The sequence below is a fragment of the Sorangium sp. So ce321 genome (assembly GCF_051530195.1).
In the GTDB taxonomy this organism is placed as follows: domain Bacteria; phylum Myxococcota_A; class Polyangia; order Polyangiales; family Polyangiaceae; genus Sorangium.
Map to the genome: position 1 here is coordinate 6,285,783 of NZ_CP150329.1, position 16,776 is coordinate 6,302,558.

Sequence of the window (16,776 nt, forward strand, 5' to 3'; positions counted from 1 at the left end):
TCGCTCGCGCCACCTCCGCCACGCTCGTTGCGCTCTTTACGCTCGTTACGCTCGTTACGCCCGTCACGTCCTTCGCGTTCGCTTTCGAGCTCCGCCGCTCGGCCGACGACGCGCTCGTCCTCCCGGCGCGCGGCCGGGCCGAGGAGGAGCGGCCGATGATCGCGCCGATCGACGTCGGCGCCCTCTCGGCGCCCGCGCAGAGGATGGCGCAGCCGGGAGCGCCGCAGAAGATGCGGGAGATGGCCGCCCGCGGCATCGCCCCCGGGCTCAAGCCGGGCGAGGTGGTGACGCTGCTCGTGCTGCTCGCGTCGCGCGAGGACGAGCCAGCCCGCGAGGCCGCGGCGAAGACGCTCTCCGCGCTCCCCGAACCGCTCCTCCAGGGCGCGCTCGGGGGTGACCTGCAGCCCGAGGTCGTCGATCGGCTGGCCCGCCTCTACGCGGATCGCCTCCCGGTGGTCGAGCGGCTCTGCGCGATGCCGACCATGGCCGCGGAGACGCTCGAGGAGCTCGCGCGGACCGGCAACGAGGCGGTGACCGAGATCATCGCCGTCAACGAGGAGCGGCTGCTCAGGAACCCGCGCGTCATCGAGAAGCTCTACCTCAACAAGCACACGCGGATGTCGACGGCCGACCGCCTCGTGGACCTCGCGTCCCGCAACGAGGTCGAGCTCTCGGGCATCCCGGCGTGGCGCGAGGTCAGCCTCGCGATCAAGGGCGAGCTCATCGCCGAGCCATCGCCGGAGCCCACGCCGGACGACGTGCTGTTCGCCGAGACGCAGGCGCTCGCGGAGGCGCTCGCGGCCGACGAGGCCGTGGACACCCACGTCGAGGACGAGGAGGGCAAGGAGGAGCTCAAGGAGCAGTACGTCCCGCTGTACAAGCGGCTCGCCGACATGACCATGTCGCAGCGGATCCGGCGGGCGATGCTCGGCACGCGCGAGGAGCGGATGCTGCTCGTGCGCGACTCGAACCGCCTCGTGGCCAGCGCCGCCGTGCGCAGCCCGCAGATGCAGGAGGAGGAGGTCGTCCTCATCAGCCGCAACCGGAACATCTCGGACGAGGTGCTGCGGATCATCTCGACGACGCCGGAGTGGCTGAAGAGCTACACGGTGAAGAGGCACCTCGTGGAGAACCCGAGGACGCCGGTGCTCGTGGCGACGCGCCTGGTCCAGCACCTGCGCGAGTCGGACCTCCGGGGCATCGCGAAGAGCAAGAACGTCACCTCGCCGGTGAAGGACGCCGCGCGGCGGCACCTCGAGCGGCGCAAGAGCTGAGCAGGCCGACGAGCCGCTCGCTGCCGCGGCCGCCCGGCGCGGCCCGCTCCCGGATCGCGGTGCGGCTCGCTCCAGGGCGGCGATCCCCTTCCCGCCTGCACCCCTGCCCCGCTAGCTTCCGGGCGGCGATCCCCTTCCCGCCTGCACCCCTGCCCCGCTAGCCTGCGCCCCACGATGAGCGACCTGGTCCGCTTCGGCGTGGCGATGGATCGAGCGCTGCTGGCCGAGTTCGATCGGCGCATCACCGCGCAGGGATACGAGAACCGCTCGGAGGCGCTGCGGGATCTGGTCCGCGCTGACCTGACGCGCGCCGCGTGGGACGAGGGGGCCGAGGTGGCGGCCACGCTGACCGTCGTCTACGCGCCCGAGGTGCGGGAGCTCGTGCAGCGGATCTCCGCGCTGGAGGAGCAGCACGCGCGGTCGGTGATCTCCAGCCTGCTGGTCCGCCTCGACGAGGACCGGCTGCTGCAGGTCATGGCGCTGAAGGGCCGCGGCGCGGCGCTGACCGAGCTCGCAGGGCAGCTCGCCGGGGCCAAGGGGGTGCTGTCCTGCGCGCTCACGCCGGCGGCGGCGCTCTCGGAGGCGGCCCCCGAGGGGGCGCGCCGGCCGCGGGGCTGACGCGGCGAGCCTCTCCCGAGCTTCTCGGTCTACGCGTCGTCGCCGGGGCTTTCAGCCACTTTGACCGTCGTCTTGGGCGGATCGACGATGAACGTCACGAGGCGCTCCTTGGCCTCGAACTCCTGCCGGTAGATGACGGCCGAGCGCTTGTACTTGAAGGGGCCGATGCGGACGCGGTGCCAGAGGCCGCGCCCCTTGACGTACGCCGGCTCGACGTACGCCTTGTGCCCACGGCGTCGCAGGGCCGCCGCGAAGCCCTCGGCGTCGGCGGGCTCCTTGAACGAGCTCACCTGCAGCTGGTAGCCGCCCGGCCCGCCCCGCTCGGTCTCCGGCCCCTCCTCGCGCGACACGTGGCGGGCCATCGCCGTGAGCGTGTCGTTCGGGGCGACCTCGCCCGCCGCGGGCCCGAGGACGTGCTGCGCCGGCAGCGGGACGATGGGGAGCCGGTCCGCGGCGAACGGCGGGCCGGCGTCCACGACCGGCGGCTGGCCGGGCTCACCGGGCTGGCCGGAGGCGGCCGCCCTGGCCGCCCGCGAATCGCGCACGGCTTCGAGCGCTGTCGTCGGGTGCTCCGCGTCCGACAGGACCGCGGGAAAGGTCACCTCTTCCCCGATCGTGGCGGGGCGCGGCGCCGGCTTCACGCCGGCCGGGTGGGCGCGCGCGACGAGATCGCCGAGCGGATCGGCGCTGATCGGCCGCTCGCGCTGCGGGGCGCGCAGGAGCGCCACGGCCGCGAAGACGATGCAGGCCCCGCCAAGCGAGGCAAGCACCAGCGCGCCCGCGCGCGATGGGCGAGCCCCGGGATCCTCTTCCTGGATCTCCTCCAGGTTGCGCACCGCCCCGGTGTCCATGCTCTCGCCTTTGCTGCGCCTCATGATGCCTCCACGACCCGTCTACCCTGCCCGGCCGGGACACGACAACTTTCGTGTCTTACTTTATCCTACATTCGCCGGAGGGGGCCCGGGCGCTCGGTGGAGCGCTCGACGGCGAGCCCGCGCTTCGGCTCGGGCCGGGCAGCCTCGCACGCGGCGAGCGCGCGGTGAAAGTTCTCGGCTGCCGCCCGAGAGCCGCCGCCCTCAGGCCGATCACAGCAGGGAGGGCAGCAGATCGTCCGGGTGCAGCCGCGCCGCGAGCGGCCGCACCTCGAGCTCGTCGAAGTAGGCGACGCAGCTCGCGCGGGCCCACAGACCGACGCCGCCGGCGGCGCCGAGCGTGACATCGGGGACGTCGATGACGCGCCGGCCGTTCCACTCGACGACGAAGCGATCGGCGACGGCCCGGACGCGGAGGTCCTGCCACACCGACGGGCGCACCGTCGCCCGCGCCCTGACGAGCAGCTGCTCCCTCCCGCGGACCACCACGCTCAGCGAGACGTCGCCCGCGACCGCATCGACGCGCGAGAGGTAGTAGTTCTTCGCGTCGACGTACCGGAACACGACGCCGCAGGCCTGCTCCGGCAGATCCGGGGAGACCATGCACCGCGTATCGACCTCCAGGTCCCGCGCAGAGGGCCTGTCGAGCACCGCGATGGCCGGGGGCTCGCCGGGCGCGCCGGCGAGGTTCACGAGGGCGCGCGCGCCGGTCGCCGCGGCGTGCTCGTCGAGGACCCACGCTCCGCCCCGCGCGTCGTGCGTCCGGAAGCCGAGGGTCTCGGGGCTCTTCACCTCGTCGACGAAGGTCCACCGGCGCGCGGCGTCCGCTGCAGGAGCCCCGACGCCGCACCACTCGGCCGCGAGCGCCACGGCGAAGGCGGCCGCGAGCACCGCGGCCATCGTCGCGACGAGCGACGCCCTGGGGCGCCCGTCGGGCGCGGCGCCGACGCGCTCGGCCTCCTTGCCGTCGGCGTCGGTTCCGTCGGGGGCCCTCGCTTGATCGCCGGTCGGCACGGTCGTGTTCTTCATGTGGGTCCCAGCAGGCTGTCGCGCCCTGCGGAGGATCGCCCGCCATCGCAGGATAGCTCGCCGCGGGGCCGGGCGCGCGTGCGCCGCTGCTTTCGCGGCGATGAGGCGCTATGACTGCGCCCCATGAACGACCCACGACGCCTTCCCGGCGTGCCCGGCGCTCCTTCCGCGACCGAGCGACAGGCGGCGCACGAAGGCGGCGGAACGGCGCCAGGCGGCGCACCTGGGCAGGACGCGGCGCAGGCGCACGGCCACCGCGGCAGCGCCGCCTCGCTCGCGCTGGCCGCGCTCGGGGTCGTCTTCGGCGACATCGGCACGAGCCCGCTCTACGCGCTCAAGGAATGCGTCGGCGGGGAGCACGGCGTGGCGCCCACGCCCGGGAACGTCCTCGGGCTGCTCTCGCTGATCTTCTGGTCGCTCATCCTGGTTGTCACGGTCAAGTACGTCACCTTCATCACGCGCGCCGACAACGACGGCGAGGGCGGCATCCTCGCGCTGCTCGCGCTGGTGCCGGAGCGGCTGCGCAACAGGGGGACGAAGGGCGTCGGCTGGATCGCCGGGCTCGTGCTGCTCGGCGCCGCGCTCCTGTACGGCGACGGGGTCATCACGCCCGCGATCTCGGTGCTGAGCGCCATGGAGGGGCTCGCCGTGGCGACGACCGCGCTGCGGCCGGCCGTCGTGCCCCTCACCTGCGCGATCCTCGTGGGGCTCTTCAGCGTGCAGCGCTGGGGGACGGCGCGCGTCGGCAAGGTGTTCGGCCCGATCATGGTCCTCTGGTTCACCGCGCTCGCCGTGCTCGGCGTCGCCTTCATCGCCAGGAACCCGGCGGTGCTCGCCGCGCTGAGCCCCGTGCACGCGGCGCGCTTCTTCGCCGACCACGGCCTCCACGGGGTCGCGATCCTCGGGTCCGTCGTCCTCGTCATCACCGGGGGCGAGGCGCTTTACGCGGACATGGGGCACTTCGGGCGCCGCCCGATCCGGCTCGCCTGGTACGGGCTCGCGCTGCCGGCGCTCGCGCTCAACTACTTCGGCCAGGGCGCGCTCCTGCTCCAGACGCCCGAGGCCGCCGAGAGCCCGTTCTTCGCGATGGTGCCGAAGGGCCCCCTCACCTACGCGCTCGTCGCGCTCTCCGCCATGGCCACCGTGATCGCGTCGCAGGCGCTGATCTCCGGCGCGTACTCGCTCACGCACCAGGCGATCCAGCTCGGGTACCTGCCGCGGACGCGGGTGCTCCACACATCGAGCCACGCCGAGGGGCAGATCTACATCCCCGTGACGAACTGGGCCCTCGCGGCCGGCTGCCTCGCGCTCGTGCTGGTCTTCCAGCACTCGAGCCGGCTCGCCGCCGCCTACGGCATCGCGGTGACCGGCACGATGGGGATCACGTCGGTCATCTACTTCGTGGTGATGCGGAGCACGTGGGGTGTCCCGCTCGCAAAGGCGCTGCCGCTGCTGCTGCTGTTCCTGGCGTTCGATCTGCCGTTCTTCGGGGCCAACCTGGTCAAGTTCCTCGACGGCGGATACGTGCCGATCGTCATCGCGGCGGTCCTGTTCACGCTGATGGTGATCTGGAAGCGAGGCCGGGGGTTCCTCGCCGAGCGCTTCGCGCGGGCGGTCCCGTCGGTCGAGGCGTTCGTCCGCGGGCTCGAGGCGTCTTGCCGCGCGCGCGTCCCTGGCACGGCCGTGTTCCTGAGCTCGCGCGCGGGCAAGACGCCGAACGTGCTCGCGCACCACCTCAAGCACAACAAGGTGCTTCACGAGACCGTGGTGCTCCTGACCGTGGTCACGGAGCACGTCCCGCGGGTCCCGGACAGGGATCGCCTCCAGCTGGCGAGCCTCGACAAGGGGGTTCACCAGCTCCTCATCCGCTCGGGGTTCATGCAGTCGACCGACGTGCCAGCCCTCCTGCGGCGGGCGGCGGCGAAGCACGAGCTGCCCATCGATTTCGCGGACGTGACCTATTACCTCGGCCGCGAGACGATCCTCGCCACCGACGAGGGGCGGATGGGCAAGGTCACCGAGACGATCTTCGCGCTCATGGCGCGGAACGCGGGCTCGGCGCCGAGCTATTTCAACCTGCCGCCGGAGCGGGTGGTGGAGCTCGGCGTGCAGGTCGACCTGTAGCTGCCTCTCCGCCGCTCCTCGAGCTCCAGGCGCGCTCCGAGCGAGCTCCGGGCGCGCCCCGCGTGGAGCCGACCGACCTGCGGCCGGCTCGCCGCGCCGCCGGCGGCGCGGCCGCCGCTGGGCGTTCGCGCTCCCGAGGCGCTATGACTGCGCCCTCATGAAGAACAAGCCCCCGGGGCGCGCGCTCGCTGCGCTCGGCCTGCTGCTCCTCGGCTGCGCCTCCGACCCGCCGACCATCACGATCGAGGTCGTGCCCGGGCACGAGGCGAGCGCCTTCCAGGAAGACCCGCCCGTCGCCCGGATCGAGGTGACCGCGACGGCGATCGAGGGCGACGTCGCCGTGTCCGCGACGGGGGTGCCGGGCGGGGCGCTCGACTTCGGCGAGATCCCGGCAGAGAAGGCGTACACGTTCGAGGTGAGCGGCCTGGACGCTGGCGGGGCGACCGTGGTGCGAGGGCGCTCCGCTGCCGGCATCTACCTCGCCTCGCTGGCGGGCGACGCGCTGCAGCTCTTTGCCCAGCGGACCGGCCAGTGGGCGCGTCCGCCCGGCGAGCTCGCGGCCTCGCGCGTCGGCGCGCCCGGCGGCACGCTCGCGGAGCGCTACATGATCCTCACCGGCGGCGCCGCGGCGGGCGTCGCCGGGGGCGTCGAGCCGGCGCGGCTCGACGCGTACGACCTCGCGGCGTGGGTCGGGAGCGCCTCGAGCGGCGCGCTCCCGCGGGCGGCACGGTCGCTCGTCGTCCGGGAAAACCTGCTGCTCGCGCTCGACGACGACGGCGCGACGTGGACCGATCTCGCTGCGGGTCAGAGCGCCGAGGCGCCGCTGCCAGCGGGGCTCGGCTCGTTCGCGGAGGTGGCGGGCGGCAGGACGGTCGAGGCCACGGACGGGCGCTCGTTCGTCGTCGGCGCGACGCGCGGGGGCGAGCCCGCGGGGGCGCCGGGCCAGCCCTCGGACGCCGTGCTCGTCATCGGCCCGGACCTGACGCTCTCGGTGGCGAGGCTCCGCCACGCGCGGGCCGGCGCCGCGGCCGTGTGGCTGGAGGGGCTGGGCCTCGTGATCGCCGGCGGGAGCGCGGACGGCGCCGGGCTGGAGGTGCTCGGCGACGGCGCGACAGCGTTCCTGCCGCGGCCCTTCCCGCCGGACGCCTCTCACGGCGCGGGCGCCGCGGTGATCGGGCCCGGGGAGATCGCGCTCGTCGGCGGGGTCCAGGGCGGCGCTGCGGCGCCGACCCGGCGGCTGGCGCCGGGGTGCGCGGCGAGCTGCGCCACCGCGGAGGTCGAGGGCGCCGCGCTGCCCGCGGCGATCGTGGATGTCGCCGCGTTCGCGCTGGCCGGCGGGCGCATCGTCGCCGTGGGCTCCGAGGCCGGCGAGGGCGGGCTGACGAGGAGCTTCGTGGTCGACATCGCCGTCGGCCAGGCCGAGGAGCTGCCGCTGCGCGAGCCGCGGCGCGGCGCGACCGCCGTGCCCGCGCCAAACGGGACGCTCGCGCTGCTCGGCGGGGTCCACCCGGACGGGACGCCGGCGCTCGCGATCGAGACGTTCTTCCCGGAGTGAGCGCTCCACAGGCGGCCTCGGGTGCCGGCCGAGCCGCGGCCTCGGGCCGCCGCTCGCAGCCGAACAGACGGCGCAGCGGCTGCTCGGCGGCCCAGTAGTCACGGACGGCAGCGGGAGGATTCACGAAAATCTCCGCGGGGACGTCCCCGAACCAGCGCTGCAACCGCTGCTTGTACGGCGCGCCGTGGATCACGAACAGCTCGAGATCGCTCGATCGATGGCCGCGGCCGCGAACGATGGATCCGGCCGCCACGATGCCGAGAGGTTCAAAGCGCTAAGGCACCACCTCCCGGCCGTGGAACCACCCCGCGAGTCCATGTGGTTCAACGGCCCGATGGACCTCGCGCGCCCGGACTGGCACCCAGGGAGTGACCCCGTTCTGAACGGACCGGCAATGAACGAGACGGGCTCCGGCCGTCCAACGGCCGGCCGTGGGACGGCCGTGAACAAGCCGGCTCCGGCCGTCCAACGGCCCGTCGTCGACTGACCAGCCCCTGACACGCCGCGCTGTGCATCCTCGCCCGTACTCCCTGCGTACGCCGCGGCGTCGCGCACAGTTCATGCCAAGATACTGCATCCATTGAGCTTTCTCGCGGCGACCCCCTGTCGTGCGCGAGCGCCGCGCGCCGCTCCTCCGGGCGTATCCCGACCTCAACGGCGACGGCAAGCAGGACGTGTGCGGCCGCGCATCCGGAGGGCTCTTCTGCGCGCGGTGAGCCTTTGCTGCGGGCAAGTCGTGACCGGCACCGGCGGCGTTCAGGTGCAGGAGTGGGAGCTCGCCTGCTCCTGTCCGGATGCGGAGTCAGCCACGGGAACGACGACAACTCTGGAATCCGAAGCCGCCGGCAGCCTCCAGGCTGAAAAAGAATTCAGACCCGAGGCTGCCGGCAGCCTCCAGGTTGAAAAAGAATTCAAGCCCGAGGTCGCCGGCAGCCTCCAGGTTGAAAAAGAATTCAAGCCCGAGGTCGCCGGCAGCCTCCAGGTTGAAAAAGAATTCAGGCCCGAGGCTGCCGGCAGGTGGTGGCTGCACCGAGGAGGAGGACGCGCACCACGCACCGCGCTGTCGCCTCAACCTCGCCCGCGGCGAGCCATCTTTCCGGAAGGAACCTCTCGCCGCCCGCCTCGCCCCCGCCGCGGCGCCGGCGACGCGGCCACCCCGTCGCTCGCCGCCGCCCGCGCCCCGTCGCGCGCCCCGTACACCGCGCCGAGGTCCCTCGCGATCGCCTCGAGCCGCGCCCGCAGCGCCGCCGGCTCGATCGCCTCGGCGTCCCTGCCGAGGCCGATGATCTGCGAGACAGCGATCGACTCGCGCTCGAAGTCGACCGTCACGGTCCTCGCCCCATCGCGCCCGCGCGTCCCCTGCCCCCACCGCTCGTGCTCGCCGCGGGGCCGGATCCTCCGGAGCGCCTCTTCCCCCGCCTCGGTCACGCGCAAGGTCGCCACGTAGCTCGCCCGGCGCTCCCCGAACCGCTGGCACCACTCCTTCCAGCAGGTCGCCAGGTCGAACCCCGCCGGCCGCTCGAACCGCTCCTCCAGGAGCCGCGCCCCCTCCACGCGCGCGCCCCGGAACACGCTCGGCCCCCGCTCCGCCCCCGCCACGAGGTACCAGCGCTCGGCCTTGATCACGAGCCCGTACGGGTCCACCACCCGCTCGCTCGCCTCCCCGTCGAAGTCCCGGTACGCGAGCCACACCTTGCGGTCCTGCCAGACGCCCTCCCGCAGCACGTCGAGGTGCGGCACCACCTCCCGGCCCTGGAACCACCCCGACGAGTCCACGTGCAGCCGCTGCCGCGCGTGCTCGGCCGCGGATCGCTGCACGACCGGCAGCGCCGCCGACAGCTTGATCAGCCCGCTCTCCAGCGCCGCCGACAGCCCGATGTCGGCCAGCGCGCCCGGCGCGGCGACCGCCGAGAGCGCGTGGACCTCGGGCTGCGTCAGCCCGGTCAGGCTGGTTTGCCACCCCTCCAGCAGCGCGATCCCGCCGTTCGGGCCGCGGTGCGCGTAGACAGGCACGCCCGCCGACGACAGCGCGTCGAGGTCCCGGTAGATCGTCCGCGCCGAGACCTGCAGGCGACGCGCGAGCTCCTCCGCCGTCAGCTGCCGGCTCTTCGCCTGCTGGAGGAGCAGCATCAAGCTGAGCAGCCGATCCGCGCGCATGACCGTCCCTGGCTCCTGACCCCGGGTTCCTGCCCCTGCTCCGATCCGCCTCGAAGCCTACGCGCAATTCATGACAGGAGATGTCAGGAATGCTCCCGTAGCGTCCCAGGACGACCGGAGCCGGCGGCGCCGCACCGCACGAGCCTGGGGCGCCGTACGCGCCGTACGCGCCGTACGTCGACCGAGCGCCGGTCCCGAAGGAGGACACACCGTATGAGACCGCTTGAAGGACAGGTCGCCCTCGTCGCCGGAGCGACGCGCGGCGCCGGACGCGCGATCGCCTGCTCGCTCGGCGAGGCCGGCGCGACGGTTTACTGCACCGGGCGCAGCGTCCGCGGCCGGCCCGCCACGGGCCAGCGCCCCGAGACCATCGAGGAGACCGCGGAGCGGGTGACCGCGGCCGGCGGGCACGGCGTCGCCGTGCAGGTCGACCACACCGTCGAGGAGCAGGTCGAGGCGCTCTGCGCGCAGATCCGGCGCGAGCAAGGCCGGCTCGACGTCCTGGTCAACGACGTCTGGGGCGGCGACGAGCTCACCGAGTTCGGCCAGCCGTTCTGGAAGCTCTCCCTGCCCAGAGGGAAGCTCCTGCTCGAGCGCGCGGTCACCTCGCACATCATCACCAGCCGCCACGCGGTGCCGATCATGCTCGAGCGCGACCGGGGCCTCATCGTCGAGGTCACCGACGGCGACAACTTCGGCTACCGCGGCAACCTCTTCTACGACCTGGCGAAGATGTCCGTCATCCGCCTCGCCTTCGCCATGGCCTGGGAGCTGCGGCGCCACCCCGCCATGACGGCGCTCGCGATCACGCCGGGCTTCCTGCGCTCGGAGGCCATGCTCGAAGGCTTCGGCGTCACGGAGGAGAACTGGCGAGACGCGGTCGCCAAGGACCCGCACTTCATCGCCTCGGAGACCCCCTTCTACGTGGGCCGCGCCGTCGCGGCGCTCGCCGCCGACCCGGCCGTCGCGGCGCGATCAGGCCGCGTCTTCAGCTCGTGGGACCTCGCCAGGGAGTACGGCTTCACCGACGTCGACGGCCGGCAGCCTCACTGGGGCGAGTACTTCGCGCGGACGATCGGCCCGTACAACAAAGCCGACGCGGCGGCGTACGCGAGCTGGATCAACGGCCCGATGGACCTCGCCTGCCCCGACTGGCCGAAGGAGTGACCGCGCGCGCCACACGCCTCAGTGCGCGTACGGCTCGCCCCGCAGCAGCGTCATCGCGCGGTAGAGCTGCTCGATGAGCACGAGCCGCGCGAGGCGGTGCGGGAACGTGAGCGGCGACAGGCTCCACCGGTCGTCCGCCGCGGCGGACACGTCCGGCGGCAGCCCGTCCGCTCCCCCGATCAGGAACGTGACCACCCCCTTGCCGCGCGAGCCCCACCGCTCCACGCCGGCCGCGAACGCCTCGCTGCCGAGCGCCTTGCCGTTCACCTCCATGGCGATGACGCTCGCCCCCACCGTCGCGCGCGCGAGCAGCGGCCCGACCTTCGCCGGCGGGCCGTCCGGGATCTCGATCTCGTCGCACGCCACGTAGCGGCGGATCCGACCGAGGTACTCGTCGATCGCCGCGCGCAGCGGCTTGTCCTTCACGCGCCCGACGGCCGCGACGACGAGACGCACGGCGCGCTCAGCTCGGGTCGAACCGCGGGGCGGGCTGCGCCCCCGGCGGCGGGGCCTCCTGCGGGACCGGCACGCGGCCCGCGTCGATCCAGAGCCCTTCGATGTCGTAGAGGCGCCGCGTGTCCTCCTGGAACACGTGCACCACCACGTCGCCGAAGTCGATCAGCACCCAGGTCGCCGCGGCGAGGCCCTCCATCGAGAGCGGGGCGACGTTGTGCTTGCGCGTCGCCTCCTCCAGGCCCGTCGCGATCGCGTGGACGTGCCGGTCGGAGCGGCCCGTCATGATCACCAGGTAGTCCGCGTAGTCGACGCGCCCCACCACCTCCAGGATCTCGACGCCGATCGCCTTCTTGTCGAGCCCCGCCCCGGCCAGCGTCAGCGCGAGCTCGCGCGCCGGCGCCGACGGCTCGGGGACCGGCGGCGGCGTGCTGCGGCGCGCGCCGGCGCGCTTCGGGCCGGCGAGCGGCGACTTGGTCCGCGTCGGCGACCGCCCCGCGAGCGGGAGCATCGCCTTCGCCCCGCCCTCGCCGCGCGTGGGGCGCGGCGCGTCGACGTCGTCCCGCGACGGACGCCGCGCCCGCGTCGCCGGCCGATCCGCCGGGATCGGCCGCGCCGGGCGCTCCAGCTGCTCCACCTCGTCGCCCGCGCCGGCCGCGCGGCGCGCGCCCGCCGCCCTCTTCGTGCCGGGCTCGCCCACGCCCGCGTGGGAAGCGCGGATCCGGGGCGACGCCGGCCGCTTCGTCTTCGTCGCGGACGACGCCCGCCCCGCCGCGCCCGCCTTCGCCGTCGTCGCCTTCTTCCGCGCCGGGGTGCGAGGCTCCGCGCTCTCGCCCGCCTTCGACCCCGACTTCGCCCGCGGCTTGCTGCTCCCTTCGCCTGCGTCCTTCTTCGTCGCCAACGTTCTCTCGCTTTCTTGTGCCCGGTCGGTTCGACCGGGCGCCCCTCGTCTCGCCCGCGTCAGCGGGTCTGGCCCTCGCCGTGCGCGATCCGCTCGATCGCCGTCGGGCGCGCGAGCCCCATGGGGCCATGGGCATGGAGCTTCGTCGTGGAGATGCCGACCTCCGCGACGAGGCCGAGCTCGCCGCCATCGTTGAGCCGGGGCGACGCGCTCGCCAGCGGCGTGCGCTCGATACCAACATCAACGTCGCTCTGCTCCATGGCGGGAACCTAGCTCGCCTCCCTGCGCGGGCCAACCGTTCTCCTTCGCGCCCGTGCTAGCGTACCGGCCGTGCGCGGCGATCTACGAAGCTCGAGCGAGGCGCTCCTCGCATGCCGCTCCCGCCCGGCCTGGCGCGCGCCGCGCGCGGCGCTGCTGCTCGCGGGGGCGCTCCTCGCGGCGTGCGGCGGCGCGGACGCGGACGCGGGCGAGGACGCGCCCGCCCCCCCGAGCACGGGCATCCCCCTCGCCGCGCCGAACGCGCGCGGGGCGCCGCTCGAGTCAGCGCCGCCAGCGCCGCCGGCCCCGTCCATCCCGCCCTCGCCGTACGTCGGCCCGGAGGAGCTCCAGATCCCGCCCGATCCGTTCGGCCCTCCCGAGATCCCGCCGCATCCGGCTCCCGCCGGGGGCTCCGGCGGGAGCGGAGTCCAGCTATGAAACGAGCTCACCACGCCTCGCTGCTCGCCGCGCTCGCCGCCGCGCTCCTCGCCGCGGCGTGCTCGTCCTCCCCGAAGCCGCTCCCGGCGGGTCCGCCGCCCGAGTACGAGCCGCCGCGCGCGTTCGACGGCGGCGCGCCCGGCAGCGGCGCGCCCGGTAGCGATGCGCCGGCAGCCCCCGCGGCCCCTGACGCGCCGCCGGACGACGCCGCAGCCGCGCCGGGCGCGCCGCTGCTGGCCCCGTCGCCGGGCGCGCCGTCACCGACGGGCGCGCCGCCGACGGGGGCGCCGGCGCCACCTCCCACGCAGCCGTGACCCGGCGAGCCGAGCGGGCGGCGAGCGCCGCGCTCGCGCTTCGTACCTCGCGCCGCCCGACTCTGGCGGATCCCGCCCCGCCATGCTAGCGGCAGCCATGCTCTCACCCCGTCGGGACTTCGTCGTCATCCTCGATTTCGGCTCTCAGTACACGCAGCTCATCGCCCGGCGCGTGCGCGAGTCCGGCGTCTACTGCGAGATCCACCGCTTCGACGTCCCCGTCGCCGAGCTGCGCCGGCTCGCCCCGCGGGCGCTCATCCTGTCCGGCGGCCCCGCCAGCGTGTACGGCGACAGCGCGCCCCACTGCTCCCGCGAGGTCCTGGAGCTCGGCGTCCCGACGCTCGGCATCTGCTACGGGCTCCAGCTCATGGCGCACCACCTCGGCGGCAAGGTCGAGCGCGCGCACACCGGGGGCGAGTACGGCCCGGCGACGGTGCGGATCGAGCGCCCGACGGGCATCTTCTCCCGCTTCGCCGAGGGCGACGCCATCGACGTCTGGATGAGCCACGGCGATCGCCTCGTCGCGCTGCCCGAGGGGTTCGTCGCGCTCGGCACCACGCCCGGCAGCCCGCTCTGCGCCGTCGCCCGCGAGCGCGACAAGCTCTACGGCCTCCAGTTCCACCCCGAGGTCGTCCATACCCTGCGCGGCAAGGAGATCCTCCAGTCGTTCCTCTTCGACGTCGCCGGCCTCTCGCCGACGTGGACCCCCGCGTCGTTCGTGGAGGAGGCGATCGCCGCGGTCCGCAAGAAGGCGGGCCAGCACGACCGCGTCATCCTGGGCCTCTCGGGCGGCGTCGACTCCTCGGTCGCCGCCGTCCTCTGCCAGCGCGCGCTCGGCGACCGGCTGACGTGCATCTTCGTCGACAACGGCCTCCTGCGCGAGGGCGAGGCCGAGGCCGTCGAGCGCACGTTCCGCGATCACTTCCACATGAACCTCGACGCCGTCGACGCGTCGGCGCGGTTCCTCGAGGGGCTGCGCGGCGTCGTCGACCCCGAGCAGAAGCGCAAGGTGATCGGCCGCCTGTTCATCGAGGTGTTCGAGGAGGAGGCGAAGCGGGTCCAGGGCGCGAAGTGGCTCGTCCAGGGCACGCTCTACCCCGACGTCATCGAGAGCGTCTCGTTCAAGGGGCCGAGCGCCGTCATCAAGAGCCACCACAACGTCGGCGGCCTGCCCGAGCGGATGAACCTCGGCCTGATCGAGCCGCTGCGGGAGCTCTTCAAGGACGAGGTGCGGGCCGCCGGCGAGGCGCTCGGCATGCCGCGGGAGATCCTCTATCGCCAGCCGTTCCCGGGCCCGGGGCTCGCGGTGCGGTGCCTCGGCGAGGTGACGCCGGAGAAGCTCCGCGTGCTCAGGGCGGCCGACACCATCTTCGACCAGGAGATCCGCGCCGCCGGGCTCTACGAGTCGATCTGGCAGAGCTTCTGCGTGCTGCTCCCGGTCCGCTCCGTGGGCGTGATGGGCGACGAGCGCACCTACGACGAGGCGATCGCGCTGCGCGCGGTGCACTCGACCGACGGCATGACCGCCGACTGGGCGCGGCTGCCCTACGACCTCATCGCCCGGGTGAGCTCGCGGATCATCAACGAGGTGCGGGGCGTGAACCGCGTGGTGCTCGACGTCTCCTCGAAGCCGCCCTCGACCATCGAGTGGGAGTGACGATGGCCGGCGCGAGCGCGAAGAGGACGTGCGCCCGAGCGGCGCTCCTGGTGCTCGGACTCTCGGCGTGCGCCGCGCGCACGCCGGCGACGGTGTCGCTGCGGGTGAAGGGGAACGTGCCCGACGCGTCGGTCACGATCGACGACCAGTACGTCGGAGCGCTCGCCTTCGTCGCCGCCCGCGGCGTCGCGCTGCCGCCCGGCGCGCACCGCATCACCGTGGAAAAGGCGGGCTACTTCGCCTGGGATCGCCTGGTCGAGGCGAACAGCGGCGACCCGCCGATCCACCTCCAGGTGCAGCTGACGCGGGTTCCGGATTGAACGATGGCGCCGGGCTGACCATCGTCCGGACCTCACGCCGTCACCGACCGTCACCGACCGTCACCGACCGTCACCGTTCTGCGACGCTCCCCCGGAGCGTGACAGCGCAAGACGAAATCATCCTCGAGCGCTCTCCGTAATCCATGGTGATGGGTGCCCACAGCACCCATCCCAACCTCAACCCTGGCGGTGGAGCGGAGTATGCCGAACCGGAGCAGTCCGAGGGCGCTGTCCTGCGCGCCTGTCACCAAGAAAGCGGCCCGGCGCCCGCGCCGGCGCGCCACGCTCGATGTGTGCGGTCCCGGGAGCCGTCGTCCGGGAGGCCGCCTGTTTCATGCCCTGTGCGATCTCGCCGATCGCTTCCTGCAGCGCCGGGGGGATCCACAGGCGATCCAGCTCGGCACCGTGCTGTTCTATGTCGCGTTCCACAGCGCTCGCGCTGCGGAGGAAGACGACTTCCGCCTCTCTCTCCGGACCTCGCTGGACATGCTCGTCGAGCTCGAGCCGGTCGAGCGCTGGCTCCGGCCGCCGCCGGCGCTCGAGCTGCCCGCTGGTCAGCCCACGCCGCGCCCCTACCCCACCTTCGCCGGCGCGGATCTGCCGGGGGCGCGGGGCTCCGGATGACGCTGCCCACGCCGCCTTCCGCTCCGGCGTGCCCGTCGTTCGAGACGGTCTACGCGGTGGGCCTTCCCTTCCTCCACCAGGCGCTCCGGTGGCTTGGCGTCGCGGCGAACGACCTGGACGACATGCTCCAGGAGGTCTTTCTCGCCGCCTACCGGGGCCTGGCCGCCTACGAGCCGTGGCGCTACCACGCGGCCCCTGGCGGCGGGCTCTCCGCGGCAGGGACGCCGCCCCTGCGCATCACGCCCGAGGCGGCGCTGCACCGGTGGCTCTTCGGCATCGCGTGGCGGAAGGTGAGCCACTACCACGCGCGCGCCCACCGGCGCCGCGAGATCCCTTCCGGCGCTGGCGCGTCCTGGCCGTTCGAGGGGTGCGCCCCGACGCCGACGCCGGAGCAAGCCCTCGCGAGCGCCGACCGCGCCGAGCTCGTGACCGCGCTGCTCCTGAAGGTCGCGCCCGAGCGGCGCGTCATCCTCGTGATGTACGACCTGCTCGGCGTCGCGGTGGCCGACATCGCCCGCGAGCTCCAGCTCAACGAGAACACCGTCCGCTCCCGCCTGCGCCTCGCCCGCGAGGACTTCCGCGCGGCCGTCGCGCGCCAGCCCCGCGAGCGCCGCAGCGCGCTGCGAGCCCTCTCCGCGCTGGAGCGCCCCCTCCACGCCGCCGCCGCGTCCCTGCTACGGGCGGCGCGCGCGTTCCCGCCCGTCCCCGCGCCCGTGGCGCGCGCGCTCTGGCTCCGCCTCGAGCGACGGCGCTGCCAGCAGCTCGACGAGCGCCCCGGCCTCGCGCTGCTCCCCGGCCACCCTGCCGGCGCCATGATCGCGTGAACGCGAGGGGACGTACACCCGAGACGTCAGAAGAACGACACGGACGATCCTCACCGCCCCACGCGGCATGGCATGGCGTGACGTGGCGCGCATGATATGTCGCGTACGCGCGCCGCGACGCCCCCCTCACAGCGAGCTGCGAGCTGAGAAGGCAAATGCGAATCGCGAGCGCAAGAAAAGCGAAGCGAGCA

At 73.9% G+C, this 16,776-nt stretch carries 17 protein-coding genes and 1 pseudogene; 11 read left to right on the forward strand and 7 right to left on the reverse strand.

The annotated features are described in order from the left end of the window. The first annotated feature begins 155 nt into the window (after positions 1–155). Entirely contained in the window at positions 156–1,274 is a 1,119-nt protein-coding gene (locus WME89_RS23090) for a hypothetical protein (protein ID WP_438011276.1), read from the forward strand. A 174-nt stretch (positions 1,275–1,448) separates the two neighbouring features. Beyond that, entirely contained in the window at positions 1,449–1,892 is a 444-nt protein-coding gene (nikR, locus tag WME89_RS23095; protein ID WP_437664198.1) for a nickel-responsive transcriptional regulator NikR, read from the forward strand. Between the two features lie 29 nt (positions 1,893–1,921). On the opposite strand, the gene WME89_RS23100 is transcribed toward nikR, so the two are convergent. Both WME89_RS23100 and WME89_RS23105 read right to left on the reverse strand, forming a co-directional pair. Then, complete coding sequence (locus tag WME89_RS23100) at positions 1,922–2,767, reverse strand: SPOR domain-containing protein (protein WP_438011277.1); 846 nt, start codon at positions 2,765–2,767, stop codon at positions 1,922–1,924. Between the two features lie 210 nt (positions 2,768–2,977). Further along, positions 2,978–3,793: a hypothetical protein gene (locus tag WME89_RS23105; RefSeq protein ID WP_438011278.1), complete on the reverse strand. Its 816-nt coding sequence runs from the start codon at positions 3,791–3,793 to the stop codon at positions 2,978–2,980. Positions 3,794–3,916: 123 nt separating this feature from the next. Here WME89_RS23105 and WME89_RS23110 point away from each other — a divergent pair, with 123 nt between their 5' ends. Both WME89_RS23110 and WME89_RS23115 read left to right on the forward strand, forming a co-directional pair. Continuing rightward, the gene (locus tag WME89_RS23110; protein WP_438011279.1) at positions 3,917–5,917 is read left to right on the forward strand and encodes a potassium transporter Kup; all 2,001 of its coding nucleotides are present in this window, start codon (positions 3,917–3,919) and stop codon (positions 5,915–5,917) included. Between the two features lie 157 nt (positions 5,918–6,074). Continuing rightward, a complete protein-coding gene (locus WME89_RS23115) occupies positions 6,075–7,472 on the forward strand; it encodes a hypothetical protein (protein ID WP_438011280.1) in 1,398 nt (465 codons plus the stop codon). Positions 7,473–8,274: 802 nt separating this feature from the next. On the opposite strand, the gene WME89_RS23120 is transcribed toward WME89_RS23115, so the two are convergent. Both WME89_RS23120 and WME89_RS23125 read right to left on the reverse strand, forming a co-directional pair. Further along, a complete protein-coding gene (locus WME89_RS23120; protein ID WP_438011281.1) occupies positions 8,275–8,502 on the reverse strand; it encodes a hypothetical protein in 228 nt (75 codons plus the stop codon). A 38-nt stretch (positions 8,503–8,540) separates the two neighbouring features. After that, a complete protein-coding gene (locus WME89_RS23125) occupies positions 8,541–9,629 on the reverse strand; it encodes a helix-turn-helix transcriptional regulator (protein WP_438011282.1) in 1,089 nt (362 codons plus the stop codon). A gap of 213 nt (positions 9,630–9,842) precedes the next feature. On the opposite strand from WME89_RS23125, the gene WME89_RS23130 reads away from it, so the two are divergent. Continuing rightward, a complete protein-coding gene (locus tag WME89_RS23130) occupies positions 9,843–10,796 on the forward strand; it encodes an SDR family oxidoreductase (RefSeq protein WP_438011283.1) in 954 nt (317 codons plus the stop codon). Positions 10,797–10,814: 18 nt separating this feature from the next. On the opposite strand, the gene WME89_RS23135 is transcribed toward WME89_RS23130, so the two are convergent. From WME89_RS23135 to WME89_RS23145, 3 genes and pseudogenes are all read right to left on the reverse strand, one after another. Then, entirely contained in the window at positions 10,815–11,252 is a 438-nt protein-coding gene (locus WME89_RS23135) for a 23S rRNA (pseudouridine(1915)-N(3))-methyltransferase RlmH (protein WP_437516816.1), read from the reverse strand. 7 nt (positions 11,253–11,259) lie between these two features. Continuing rightward, positions 11,260–12,150 carry a ribosome silencing factor gene (rsfS, locus tag WME89_RS23140; RefSeq protein ID WP_438011284.1) on the reverse strand — a complete coding sequence of 297 codons (891 nt, stop codon included), beginning with the start codon at positions 12,148–12,150 and terminating at the stop codon, positions 11,260–11,262. Between the two features lie 59 nt (positions 12,151–12,209). Continuing rightward, positions 12,210–12,368: pseudogene (locus tag WME89_RS23145) on the reverse strand (glutamate-5-semialdehyde dehydrogenase); the annotation flags it as partial. A 112-nt stretch (positions 12,369–12,480) separates the two neighbouring features. Here WME89_RS23145 and WME89_RS23150 point away from each other — a divergent pair. From WME89_RS23150 to WME89_RS23175, 6 genes are all read left to right on the forward strand, one after another. After that, positions 12,481–12,846 (forward strand): hypothetical protein, encoded by a 366-nt coding sequence (locus tag WME89_RS23150; protein ID WP_438011285.1) that lies wholly within the window; start codon positions 12,481–12,483, stop codon positions 12,844–12,846. Continuing rightward, the gene (locus tag WME89_RS23155) at positions 12,843–13,160 is read left to right on the forward strand and encodes a hypothetical protein (RefSeq protein ID WP_438011286.1); all 318 of its coding nucleotides are present in this window, start codon (positions 12,843–12,845) and stop codon (positions 13,158–13,160) included. Before WME89_RS23150 ends, WME89_RS23155 begins: the two co-directional genes overlap by 4 nt. 82 nt (positions 13,161–13,242) lie before the next feature. After that, on the forward strand, positions 13,243–14,817 hold the full coding sequence (gene guaA, locus WME89_RS23160; protein WP_438011287.1) for a glutamine-hydrolyzing GMP synthase: 1,575 nt from the start codon (positions 13,243–13,245) through the stop codon (positions 14,815–14,817). 2 nt (positions 14,818–14,819) lie between these two features. Continuing rightward, positions 14,820–15,137 (forward strand): PEGA domain-containing protein, encoded by a 318-nt coding sequence (locus tag WME89_RS23165; RefSeq protein ID WP_437627402.1) that lies wholly within the window; start codon positions 14,820–14,822, stop codon positions 15,135–15,137. A 201-nt stretch (positions 15,138–15,338) separates the two neighbouring features. Further along, entirely contained in the window at positions 15,339–15,761 is a 423-nt protein-coding gene (locus WME89_RS23170; RefSeq protein ID WP_438011288.1) for a hypothetical protein, read from the forward strand. Further along, complete coding sequence (locus WME89_RS23175; protein ID WP_438011289.1) at positions 15,758–16,585, forward strand: RNA polymerase sigma factor; 828 nt, start codon at positions 15,758–15,760, stop codon at positions 16,583–16,585. The genes WME89_RS23170 and WME89_RS23175 overlap by 4 nt, the downstream gene beginning before the upstream one ends. Positions 16,586–16,776 lie beyond the last annotated feature (191 nt).

Coding starts and splice junctions, on each gene's coding strand:
- WME89_RS23110 (WP_438011279.1), top strand. CDS start 3,917: ATGAACGACCCACGACGCCTTCCCGGCGTGCCCGGCGCTCCTTCCGCG.
- WME89_RS23100 (WP_438011277.1), bottom strand. CDS start 2,767: ATGAGGCGCAGCAAAGGCGAGAGCATGGACACCGGGGCGGTGCGCAAC.
- WME89_RS23130 (WP_438011283.1), top strand. CDS start 9,843: ATGAGACCGCTTGAAGGACAGGTCGCCCTCGTCGCCGGAGCGACGCGC.
- nikR (WP_437664198.1), top strand. CDS start 1,449: ATGAGCGACCTGGTCCGCTTCGGCGTGGCGATGGATCGAGCGCTGCTG.
- WME89_RS23105 (WP_438011278.1), bottom strand. CDS start 3,793: ATGAAGAACACGACCGTGCCGACCGGCGATCAAGCGAGGGCCCCCGAC.
- WME89_RS23175 (WP_438011289.1), top strand. CDS start 15,758: ATGACGCTGCCCACGCCGCCTTCCGCTCCGGCGTGCCCGTCGTTCGAG.
- WME89_RS23155 (WP_438011286.1), top strand. CDS start 12,843: ATGAAACGAGCTCACCACGCCTCGCTGCTCGCCGCGCTCGCCGCCGCG.
- guaA (WP_438011287.1), top strand. CDS start 13,243: ATGCTAGCGGCAGCCATGCTCTCACCCCGTCGGGACTTCGTCGTCATC.
- WME89_RS23090 (WP_438011276.1), top strand. CDS start 156: ATGATCGCGCCGATCGACGTCGGCGCCCTCTCGGCGCCCGCGCAGAGG.
- WME89_RS23165 (WP_437627402.1), top strand. CDS start 14,820: ATGGCCGGCGCGAGCGCGAAGAGGACGTGCGCCCGAGCGGCGCTCCTG.
- WME89_RS23115 (WP_438011280.1), top strand. CDS start 6,075: ATGAAGAACAAGCCCCCGGGGCGCGCGCTCGCTGCGCTCGGCCTGCTG.
- WME89_RS23170 (WP_438011288.1), top strand. CDS start 15,339: ATGCCGAACCGGAGCAGTCCGAGGGCGCTGTCCTGCGCGCCTGTCACC.
- WME89_RS23125 (WP_438011282.1), bottom strand. CDS start 9,629: ATGCGCGCGGATCGGCTGCTCAGCTTGATGCTGCTCCTCCAGCAGGCG.